Source organism: Leucobacter weissii, assembly GCF_017565745.1.
Lineage (GTDB): Bacteria > Actinomycetota > Actinomycetes > Actinomycetales > Microbacteriaceae > Leucobacter > Leucobacter weissii.
Window position 1 is genome coordinate 1 of record NZ_JAGDYM010000021.1, and the last position, 10071, is coordinate 10071.

Annotated in this window: 10 protein-coding genes and 1 pseudogene; 9 read left to right on the plus strand and 2 right to left on the minus strand. The window is 67.5% G+C overall.

What is annotated here, in order from left to right; genetic code table 11:
• Positions 1-105: 105 nt before the first annotated feature.
• Genes J4H92_RS14925 through J4H92_RS14965 form a run of 9 tightly spaced genes read left to right on the plus strand, consistent with a single transcriptional unit; the run spans position 106 to position 9005 of the window.
• Positions 106-639 carry a TRAP transporter small permease gene (locus tag J4H92_RS14925; RefSeq protein WP_208098971.1) on the plus strand — a complete coding sequence of 178 codons (534 nt, stop codon included), beginning with the start codon at positions 106-108 and terminating at the stop codon, positions 637-639.
• 5 nt (positions 640-644) lie between these two features.
• Positions 645-1931, plus strand: coding sequence for a TRAP transporter large permease (locus tag J4H92_RS14930; RefSeq protein ID WP_208098972.1), 1287 nt, complete (start codon positions 645-647; stop codon positions 1929-1931).
• An 18-nt stretch (positions 1932-1949) separates the two neighbouring features.
• Positions 1950-2768, plus strand: coding sequence for a sugar phosphate isomerase/epimerase family protein (locus J4H92_RS14935; protein ID WP_243752440.1), 819 nt, complete (start codon positions 1950-1952; stop codon positions 2766-2768).
• The gene (locus tag J4H92_RS14940; RefSeq protein WP_341783126.1) at positions 2765-4162 is read left to right on the plus strand and encodes a four-carbon acid sugar kinase family protein; all 1398 of its coding nucleotides are present in this window, start codon (positions 2765-2767) and stop codon (positions 4160-4162) included. The genes J4H92_RS14935 and J4H92_RS14940 overlap by 4 nt, the downstream gene beginning before the upstream one ends.
• A complete protein-coding gene (locus tag J4H92_RS14945) occupies positions 4159-5007 on the plus strand; it encodes a hydroxypyruvate isomerase family protein (protein WP_208098973.1) in 849 nt (282 codons plus the stop codon). The genes J4H92_RS14940 and J4H92_RS14945 overlap by 4 nt, the downstream gene beginning before the upstream one ends.
• 3 nt (positions 5008-5010) lie before the next feature.
• Positions 5011-5991, plus strand: coding sequence for an aldo/keto reductase (locus J4H92_RS14950; RefSeq protein WP_208098974.1), 981 nt, complete (start codon positions 5011-5013; stop codon positions 5989-5991).
• A gap of 24 nt (positions 5992-6015) precedes the next feature.
• The gene (locus tag J4H92_RS14955) at positions 6016-7743 is read left to right on the plus strand and encodes a dihydroxyacetone kinase family protein (protein ID WP_208098975.1); all 1728 of its coding nucleotides are present in this window, start codon (positions 6016-6018) and stop codon (positions 7741-7743) included.
• A gap of 37 nt (positions 7744-7780) precedes the next feature.
• Positions 7781-8239 (plus strand): ribose-5-phosphate isomerase, encoded by a 459-nt coding sequence (locus J4H92_RS14960; protein WP_208098976.1) that lies wholly within the window; start codon positions 7781-7783, stop codon positions 8237-8239.
• Positions 8226-9005, plus strand: coding sequence for a triose-phosphate isomerase family protein (locus tag J4H92_RS14965; protein WP_208098977.1), 780 nt, complete (start codon positions 8226-8228; stop codon positions 9003-9005). The genes J4H92_RS14960 and J4H92_RS14965 overlap by 14 nt, the downstream gene beginning before the upstream one ends.
• 253 nt (positions 9006-9258) lie before the next feature.
• Here J4H92_RS14965 and J4H92_RS14970 read toward each other — a convergent pair whose 3' ends face one another.
• On the minus strand, positions 9259-9741 hold the full coding sequence (locus tag J4H92_RS14970) for a hypothetical protein (RefSeq protein ID WP_208098978.1): 483 nt from the start codon (positions 9739-9741) through the stop codon (positions 9259-9261).
• A gap of 79 nt (positions 9742-9820) precedes the next feature.
• Positions 9821-9943: pseudogene (locus tag J4H92_RS15835) on the minus strand (ATP-binding protein); the annotation flags it as partial.
• Positions 9944-10071 lie beyond the last annotated feature (128 nt).

Consider the following 10071-nt stretch of genomic DNA (forward strand, 5'->3'; position numbering starts at 1 on the left):
GCCCGCCCGCCCCGCGCGCCCCCCGGCCGGGGGGGGGCCCCCCCCCCCCCCGCCCCCCCCGACACCCTCCGTTCTCGTTCCGGCACCACCACCCCGAAGGTCGCAATGGCTTCTCAACGCCTCTTACAGATCCCCCTCACCGCGATCCGTGCGCTCGCCGTCGCACTCGTCGCCAGCCTTGTCCTCGTCGTCGGCGGCAGCGTCATCCTGCGCGCGTTCGGCGTGGTCCTTTCCGGCTCTACGGAGCTGGCGACCCTGCTCTTCATCTGGGCGATCTACATCGGCGCCTTCCTCGCGTTCCTCGAGGGCGGCCATCTTGCGATCACGGCCGTGACCAACCGCCTGAAAGGGCGCGTGCTCGTCGCCGTGCTCATCGTCTCCGACATTCTGCTGCTGGTCTTCACGTTCACCGTGCTCGTAGAGAGCTACAAATACGTCCTCCTCGCGCTCGACTCGCCCCGGCTGACGCCCAGCCTTCACATCTCGCCTGCGTGGGGGTACAGCGCGCTGCTCGTCGGCATGCTGCTGTCTTCCATCTACGTCGTGGTGAACATCGGCACGAACGTCGTCCGCCTCATCAAAGGGCAGGAGCCGCCCCGCACCCCTGAAGAAGAAGAACTCGAAGGCTTGGGGATCTGATCACCATGGGAATCACGTTCCTCATCGCGTCCTTCGTCCTGCTGATGGCACTTCGGGTGCCTATCGCCTTCGCACTCGGGCTCTCGTCACTCGGCTACATCTACTGGTTCATGCCGGCGAGCGTGCCGCTCACGATCATCCCGCAGATCATGAGTTCGAAGCCCTCCTCATTTCCCCTCCTGGCGATCCCGTTCTTCATCCTCGTCGGCGAGCTGATGAATGCCAGCGGCATCTCCCAAAGGCTCGTCGACCTCGCCAAAGCGGCGGTCGGGCATCTGCGCGGCGGCATGGGCGTCGTCGCCCTCGTCTCGAGCGCGATGATGTCCTCCTTCTCCGGCTCCTCTGTCGCCAACGCCGTGGGCACGGGCGCGATCACGATTCCGGCGATGAAGAAGCAGGGATACCCGCGGGCCACCGCTGCCGCCGTCGAGAGCGCCTCGAGCAGCCTCGGGACCGTCATCCCGCCGAGCATCTCGATGGTCGTCTACGGGTCCCTCACCGGAGTCTCGATCGGCGGGCTCTTCGTCGCGGGCTATGTTCCCGGCATCCTGCTTATCATCGCCCTCGGCGTCGTCATCCGGTTCCTCGCCAAGAAGAACAACGTCCCGATCACGGCACGGCCCCCTGTGTCGGCGCTCGGCACGACCTTCATGCGTGCCCTCGGGGCGCTGGCCATCCCGGTCATCATCATCGGCGGAATCCTGCTCGGCATCATGACCCCCACCGAAGCCGGCGCGATCGGTGCGCTGTACACCCTCGTCGTCGGGCTCGTCTTCTACCGCAGCCTTAACTTCAAGACGCTGTGGGGTGTGCTCCTGCGCACGGCTATCACGACCGGCGTCATCCTCACCGTGATCGCGACCGCTTCGACCCTGGGCTACATCCTCACCTACGAGCGCATCCCTGGCCAGGCCGCGGATGCACTGCTCTCCGGGCTGAGCGAACCGTGGGCGATCATGCTGGTGCTCGTCGGACTGCTCGTTGTCATCGGCAGCTTCATGGAGACCAATGCCGCGATCGCGATCATCGCGCCGATCGTGATCGGCATCAGCGAAGGGTCGGGACTCGACCCGCTGTTCGTCGGGGTGATCGTCGTGATGGCGCTCGCGATCGGTGTGGCCACGCCACCTGTTGGCGTCTGCCTCTTCGTCACGGCGAAGCTCGCAGGCACGTCGATCGAGCGGACCTCGATCGCCGTCCTTCCGTTGGTCGGGGTGGTCGTGCTGATCACCGCGGTGCTGGCTCTGCTCCCCGATGTCGTGCTGTGGCTGCCACGCCTCGCCGGCTTCTGAACGACGTAAAGGATCACCATGCCCATCGGCATCAGCACCTACGCTTTCTTCTGGCATCTGTCAGAGAGCGTTGAGAAGCCCTACTCCCTCGATGACGTGCTGCAGCGATCTGCGGAATTGGGTGTCGACCTCGTGCAGATCTGCGACTATGCGCCGCTTGCCGAGATGGATGGCGCGCAGCTCGCGGCCATTCGCCGGCGAGCCGATGCACTCGGGGTCCGGCTCGAAGTCGGCACCAAAGGCGTCCGTCCCGAGCACCTGCAGAACCACCTCCGGATCTGCGAGGCGCTCGACTCGCGCATCCTTCGCACCATGCTCAAGGTCCCCGACCACCAGCCGAGCATTGAGGAAGCGACGCAGATCCTCACCGATCTGCTTCCCGCATTCGAACGCTCCGATGTGACGGTCGCGATCGAGACCTACGAGCAGGTGCCCACGCCCGACATCGTGCGACTGGTCGAGACGATCGATCATCCGCGCATCGGCATCTGCTCCGACCCGTCGAACACGATCGCCATCCTCGAGACACCGAAGCAGGTGATCGACCTGGTGGCGCCGCGCGTGACGAACATGCACATCAAGGACTTCGAGTTCACCCGCCGCACGGGAAGCATCGGGTTCCAGTTGACCGGCGCGCCCCTCGGCACGGGCCTGCTCGACTACGACTACATGGTCGACGCGATCCGGCCTGCTGACAAGAACCTCAGCCAGGTGCTGGAGCACTGGCTGCCCTGGCAGGCCGACGAGGCCACCACCCTCGCCGCCGAAGACGACTGGAACAGCATCGGCATCGCATTCCTGAAGCAGCGTACGGCGGCAGGACGGGTTGCGCGGTGATCCTCGAGCAGATCGTCGCGCGCAACCAGTCGGATCGGCGCCGCATCGCAGTGCTCGACGACGACCCGACGGGGTCGCAGTGCGTGCACGACGTGTCGGTCGTCACCACTGTCGACGCCGATGCGATCGCGGCTGGGCTCAGCGCGCCTGCATCGACGTGTTTCGTGCTCACGAATACGCGGGCGCTCGATGAGGCGGAGGCGGTCGCCCGCACTCGGGATGCCGCGCGAGCCGTCCTCACCCTCGGGCTCGACGGTCCGGTGGATCTCGTCTCGCGCAGCGACTCGACGCTGCGTGGTCATGTCCTCGCCGAGGCCGACGCGATCGCCGACGTCTACGAGCAGGAGACCGGTCATGCGGTCGATGGCATCGTGTTCTGCCCGGCGATGATGGAGGCCGGACGCACCACCAGGAACGACATCCACTATGCGCGGGTCGCAGGCGAGGACATCCCGGTCGGTGACACCGAGTTCGCCGGAGACACGACCTTCGGCTACCGGTCGTCCAATCTTCGCGACTTCCTGCGTGAGAAGAGCGGGGACGAGTCGATCCCTGTCAGTTCGATCGCTCTCGACACCATCCGCACGGGCGGTGTGGATGCGGTGGCCGCGCTCCTTCGCGAGGCGAGCGGTCGTCAGTGGATCGTGGTGAACGCCACCGAGTACGCAGATCTCGAGACCGTGGTGCTCGCCATCCGAACCGTGCAGAGCGAGGGCCGCCACTTCGTGTTCCGCAGCGGCCCGTCGCTCGTGCGCCCCCTTGCCGGACTCTCCGGCACCCAGCCGCTGATCGGCCCCGAGATCCCTGCCCGGACGGGCCTCGGGCTGCACGGCCTCATAGCTGTCGGCTCGCACGTCGGCCTCACCAGCCGGCAGGTCGCCCGCGCTGCCGAGCTCGGCGGGATCAGCACCGTCGAGATCGACGTGCCGACCGTTCTCGGCGATGGGCGCGACGAGCACCTCGCCGACGTGGTGCGGCGCATCCGCGAGGGGCTCGCCGCCGCCGACATGCTTGTCTACACCAGCCGCACGCTCGTCACCGCCGAGGATCCTTCGGCGTCGCTCGCGCTCTCGGTGCGCGTGTCGAACGCCCTCGTCTCGGTCGTGAAGGCGGTGCGCGACGCGCCGGCATGGGTCGTTGCGAAGGGCGGCATCACCTCGCACGAGGTCGCCGTCGATGCACTCGGCATCCGTCGCGCGCGCGTCGTGGGCCAGTTCCTTCCCGGGCAGATCTCGCTGCTCGAGCCGGTCGAAGCACCCGGCGACGTGATGGGCACGCCGTACGTCGTCTTCCCCGGCAACGTCGGGGGCGACGACGCGCTCGCCATTGTCATCACCGTCATGAGGGACGCGACACGTCCCGATCCCCACGAGCTCGAGGGAGACACCGCATGAGCACGACCACGAAGCCTGCCCCCCGCTGGGTGGCCAACCTCAGCCTGCTCTTCACCGAGCTTCCGCTGCTCGATCGTCCCGCAGCCGCCGCTGCGGAAGGGTTCGACGCGATCGAGTACTGGTGGCCGTTCGGCACCAGCGGCCGTCCGTCGTCGGACGAGGTCGACGCTTTCATCGCCGCCGTCGACGACGCGGGTGTTTCGCTCGTGGCCATGAACCTGTTCGCCGGTGACATGCCCGCCGGTGAGCGGGGAGTCCTCTCCTACCCGGAGCGCACCCAGGAGTTCCGCGACAGCGTCGCGGTGGCCGTCGAGGTCGGTCGGCGGCTCGGCACCCGGATGTTCAACGCGCCCTACGGCCACCGCCGCGAGGGCCTCGACCCTGAAGTGCAGAACCGCGTCGGCGACGACAACCTCGCTTTCGCGGCCACGGAGCTCGGCGCGGTGGGCGGCGTCGTCCTGCTCGAACCGGTATCGCGGATGCCGCTTTACAGCATGAAGAGCGCGGCCGACGCATTCGCGATCCGCGATCGCCTGCATGCCCGCGGCATCACCAACGTCGAGTTCCTGCTCGACCAGTACCACCTGGCGATGAACGGCGAGGATGTGCTCGCCCTCATCGCGGAGCACACCGGCGACATCGCGCACGTCCAGCTGGCAGACATCCCGAACCGTGGAGAGCCGGGCAGCGGCGAAGGTGCCGTCGGGCCGGCCGTCGAGGCGCTGCTCGCCGCGGGCTACGACGGACTGATGGCTCTGGAGTACATTCCCACCACCAACACGGCGGACTCGCTCGCGGCGTGGCGTCGGGATGCCACGACTTGGTCGGCGCCGGCGGGGCTGTAGCCGATGTCCAGCGACGCAGCGGTGCCCAGCGACGCAGGGGTCGGCGCGATCCCGCCGGTGATCCTCGGCACGATGACCTTCGCCGACACCGTCGACGAAGGGGATGCGGACGCCATCCTCGGCGCGGCGCTGGACGCCGGGGTCACCTGGATCGACACGGCCAACGTCTATGCCGGCGGGAAGACCGAAGAGATGCTCGCCCGTCTTCTCCCCCGGGACGGCATCGTGCTCGCCACGAAGGTCGGCATGGACACCCCCGAGCTCGAGGGTCGAAGCCCACTGTCGGGTGACGGCATCGAGGTCGCCCTCACCGCCAGCCTCAGGCGCCTGCGACGCGACAGCGTCGACCTCCTCTACCTGCACAAGCCCGACTACGACACCGACATCCGCGAGACGCTCACCACGATCGCCGCCCTCATTGACCGCGGCCTCATCTCGGCCTACGGTGTCTCGAACTACGCGGCATGGCAGATCGCCGTCATCATGGCCGAAGCCGACAAGGCGGGGATGCCGCGTCCGGTCATCGCTCAACAGCTCTACAACCCGATCGCACGTGCACTCGAAAGCGAATACACCTCCTTCGCGCAATGGGCGTCGCTCCCCACCGCCGTCTACAACCCCCTCGCCGGGGGTCTTCTCGCACGCCGTCACGCCCGCGGCTCTGCCGAAGAGACCGGACGGTTCGGGCGTGCCCGCATCGCATCGGTCTACCGCGAGCGGTACTGGAACGACAAGTTGCTCGACGCTTCCGACTCCTTCGCCGACCTCGCCGACAGGGCCGGCATCGCTCCCGCCGAAGCCGCGCTGCGGTGGGTGGCAGCCCGTCCGACCACCGACTCGGTGGTCGTCGGGGCTTCGAGTTCGGCGCAGCTCGGCGCGAACCTGAGAGCGCTCGCGGCCGGTCCGCTCGACCCCTCGGTCATCGCGAAGATCGATGCCGTGGGTGACGCTCTGCACGGACCGGTTCCGCCCTACAACCGCTGAATCCTCGCACACCAAGGACGCACGATGACCCGCCTCTTCAACGACCCGGCCGACTTCACCGATCAGATGATCGACGGGCTCGTCGCCGCCCATCCCGAGCGTCTCGTTCGGGTCTCCGGAGGCGTGGCACGCCGGTCACTCGACGAGGAGGCGCACGTCTCGGTCGTCATCGGCGGTGGCTCGGGCCACTACCCGGCGTTCGCGGGGCTCGTCGGTCCCGGGCTCGCCGACGCGGCGGTGATGGGGAACATCTTCGCGTCGCCCTCCATCAACCAGGTGTTCTCGGTCGCGAAGTCCGTCGACCAGGGCCGCGGCATCCTGCTCAGCTACGGCAACTACGCGGGCGATGTCCTCAACTTCTCCGAAGCGCAGGAGCGGCTTCGAGCCGAAGGCATCGACTGCCGCACGGTCGCTGTGGCCGATGACATCTTCAGCGCGCCCGCCGATGCTCTCGATCAGCGTCGAGGCATCGCCGGCGACCTGACCGTCTTCAAGGTCGCCGGAGCCGCGGCCGCCGCCGGGTCCGACCTCGACGAGGTCGAGAGGCTCGCCGTGAAGACCAATGCGCGCACCCGGTCGATGGGTGTCGCCTTCTCGGGATGCACGCTGCCCGGGGCCGACGCACCGCTGTTCAGCGTGCCGGAGGGGATGATGGCGATCGGTCTCGGCATCCACGGCGAACCCGGCCTCGACACAGTTCCGATGCCGACCGCCGATGCCCTGGCCGAGCTCTTCGTGGAGCGCCTGCTTGCCGAGGTTCCCGACGGCCTCGACCCACGTGGCGTTCGAGTCGTGCCGATCCTCAACGGCCTCGGAAGCGTCAAGTACGAGGAGCTGTTCGTGGTGTTCGGCAGAGTTTCGGCTCTGCTCACCGAGGCCGGTCTCGAACTCGTCGACCCACAGGTCGGCGAGTTCTGCACCAGCTTCGACATGGCAGGCGCATCGCTGACGCTGCTCTGGCTCGACGACGAACTCGAACGCCATTGGCTCGCCCCAGCCGACTCGCCCGCTTTCCGCCGCGGAGCTGTCTCGCCGTCGGCCACGCGGGTGCGTCAGGCGGTCGAGGCAGACAGCGCATCGGTCCAGATCCCCGAGGCGTCTTCGGCGTCGAGGGTGAACGCGACGCGCGTCATCGCGGCGCTGGATGCCGTTGCCGACGCCCTTGCGGAGAATGCCGAGTCGCTCGGCGCGCTCGACTCCGTCGCCGGTGACGGCGACCACGGGATCGGGATGAAACGCGGATCGGCCGCCGCGGCTCGCGCCGCGCGAGGCGCGCAGGAGGGGGGCGCGGGCGCGGGCACGACCCTCACCACCGCGGCGGAGGCATGGTCTGACGCCGCCGGCGGAACGTCCGGGGCGCTGTGGAGGGTGATCCTGGCCTCGCTCGGTGAAGCCGTCGGCGACTTCGACCCGGTCGGCCCTCGCGTGCTCGCGGACGGGTTCCTCGCCGCTCGTCAAGCGGTGGCCGCCGCAGGCGGCGCCGAGATCGGTGACAAGACACTGGTCGACGCTCTCGTGCCATTCGTGGAGACCTTCGACCGCGAAGTGAGGACTGGGGCCTCGAGCGCGGCGGCCTGGCGCGCCGCCGCCGAGGCCGCATCCGCAGCAGCCGACGCGACCGCTGACCTCCTACCGCGAAAGGGCCGCGCGCGGTCGCACGGCGAGCACGCCATGGGCAGCCCGGACCCTGGTGCGATCTCGCTCGCGATGATCGCCGAGGTGACCCGCCCACCGGTTCGCATCGCGGGATGACACGGCCTGATTTCAACTCCTAACTAAAGGAACTCTCATGGATGCCTTGAAAATCGTGATCGGCAGCGATGATGCCGGGTTCGAGTACAAGGAACGCCTCAAGCAGGATCTCGAGGCGAGCGACGCGGTCTCGACCGTCGTCGATGTCGGCGTCGACGCGGACTCGCACACGAACTACCCGACGGTCGCGGTCGCGGCGGCCGAGATGGTCGCCCGCGGCGAGGCCGACCGCGCCCTGCTGATCTGCGGCACTGGGCTCGGTGTCGCGATCGCCGCGAACAAAATAAGGGGTGTTCGCGCCGTCACCGCGCACGACGGATTCTCGGTCGAACGCGCGGTCCTCTCGAACGATGCCCAGGTGCTCTGCATGGGTCAGCGTGTCGTGGGGATCGAGCTCGCCCGCCGTCTCGTCCGTGAATGGCTCGACTACCGGTTCGACCCGTCGAGCGCCTCCAACGAGAAGGTGCAGGAGATCTGCGCCTATGAAGGGGACTGACGGCCGCGTGAGCTTCACCATCGGCGTGAGCCACAAGATGTACTTCTCGCATGCGCGGACCCTCGAGTGGTGCTCCTCGGTCGCCGACCTCTGCCGCGAGCATCCCACCACGCGGGACGGACTGGTCGACTTCTTCGTGCTGCCGACGTTCCTCTCTCTTCCGGCGGTGCTCGCATCGGAGCCGCCCTACCGGGTCGGCGCACAGGATGTCGCGACCGTCGACAGTGGTCCCTACACGGGCGAGGTGAGCGGGGCCGAGATTGCAGACCTCGGCGGCAGCCTCGCCGAAGTGGGGCACGCCGAGCGTCGCAGGCTGTTCGGTGAGACGAGCGAGATGGTCGCCGCGAAGATGGCGGCGGCGTTGCGGAACGGGCTCGACGTCGTGCTGTGTCTCGGTGAGCCAGTACGCACCGACTCGACAGCCGCCGCAGCCCTGTGCGTCGCGCAGATCGAGTCAGCCCTGAGCCAGGCCCGTTCAGAAGGCCTCTCGGGGCGCGTCATCGCAGCTTACGAGCCCGAGTGGGCGATCGGCGCCGCCGAGCCGGCCCCCATCGAACACATCATTGACGTCTGCGCCGACCTCAAGGCGTCAACGGACGATGACGACCGGTTCCAGGTCGACGTCATCTACGGCGGCAGCGCGGGTCCGGGTCTTCTTACTGAGATCTACCCCGCGGCGGACGGGCTCTTCCTCGGTCGCTTCGCGCATGACCCGCGCGCCGTGCGCTCGATCCTCGACGAGGCACTCGCGCTCACCACCAGCTGATCCGGGCCAGCGGTCACGGCCTCGCCTCGTTGACCAGAGTCAACTCGCGACCGTTGAGCGGCTGCTCGGGTCGGTGGTTGGCAACCTTGGCTGGAGGAGCTTTTTTCGCTTCTGACCTCGGAAAAACGACGTTTTCGATTGGAACGGCATCCAGAACACGCCGAACGACGTACGCCTGCTGACGAGCCACTTGCTGCGGGTAGTCCGGACCTCGGAAGCACTCGCAACCCAGCGATAGTGAGATTCCTTCGGTTCAAACAGTGAGTTCGTCGATGCCCGCAAGCACCGCTCGCAACATCGAAGCCGATCCGGCACCGTCGGGGTACCGAACCAACGCCGATCCGGCGTTGTCTGCGATGCAACCGGTCGCCGCATGGGCTGCGCGGCGCGTAGCGACCACGACCAGATCTGCGTTTCTCGCGTACTGCTTCAGCATCGGGCTGCCGTCCTTCTCGGAGGAGGTACGAACCGTCACCGCCGGCCATCGTTGCCCGATCGCCTTCTGAACCCGCGCGAGCGTTCCCCCGTCGAGGCTGTAAAGCAGAATGCGGAGTGCGATAGCCGACTCGGGGTCTCCGCTGGTGCGCTCAAGCGGGGCAGGAACTGACCAATCGAAGTCCAACCCGACATCCGCTGTTACGAGCGCAGCGAGGTCGCGGAGAGCGTCGTCGAGTCGGCGTTTCTGCTGATTGAGTATTCGGACCGTTGAGCACCACTGAATATTGCGATTGAGCACCACCGGATATTGCGGTTCGGCACCAGCCGATATTGCCGGTGAGCACCGCCCCTCGCGGAGCAGCGCCCACCGGCCCGGTTCAGCTGTTCGTGGCGGTGTGTTCGCGCATGTTGACGTCGCCGGTTTCGATCCAGACGGTGTTGTGGACGATGCGGTCCATGATCGCGTCGGCGTGGACGCCGGAGCCGAGGCGTTGGTGCCAGTGTCCCGCGTCAAGTAGTTGGCAGGATTTCTTCTCGTTCGAAGTTGGGGATGGTGGGGTCGGCCAGGCCCAGGTGCACCTCCATTGGCCGGTTCCAGGAGATCGCCTCGTGCGGGCGGATCTCGTTG

What these genes read in the sequence shown, in the direction of transcription:
- J4H92_RS14925 (WP_208098971.1), top strand. Translation starts at nt 106, where the DNA reads ATGGCTTCTCAACGCCTCTTACAGATCCCCCTCACCGCGATCCGTGCG.
- J4H92_RS14930 (WP_208098972.1), top strand. Translation starts at nt 645, where the DNA reads ATGGGAATCACGTTCCTCATCGCGTCCTTCGTCCTGCTGATGGCACTT.
- J4H92_RS14935 (WP_243752440.1), top strand. Translation starts at nt 1,950, where the DNA reads ATGCCCATCGGCATCAGCACCTACGCTTTCTTCTGGCATCTGTCAGAG.
- J4H92_RS14945 (WP_208098973.1), top strand. Translation starts at nt 4,159, where the DNA reads ATGAGCACGACCACGAAGCCTGCCCCCCGCTGGGTGGCCAACCTCAGC.
- J4H92_RS14950 (WP_208098974.1), top strand. Translation starts at nt 5,011, where the DNA reads ATGTCCAGCGACGCAGCGGTGCCCAGCGACGCAGGGGTCGGCGCGATC.
- J4H92_RS14955 (WP_208098975.1), top strand. Translation starts at nt 6,016, where the DNA reads ATGACCCGCCTCTTCAACGACCCGGCCGACTTCACCGATCAGATGATC.
- J4H92_RS14960 (WP_208098976.1), top strand. Translation starts at nt 7,781, where the DNA reads ATGGATGCCTTGAAAATCGTGATCGGCAGCGATGATGCCGGGTTCGAG.
- J4H92_RS14965 (WP_208098977.1), top strand. Translation starts at nt 8,226, where the DNA reads ATGAAGGGGACTGACGGCCGCGTGAGCTTCACCATCGGCGTGAGCCAC.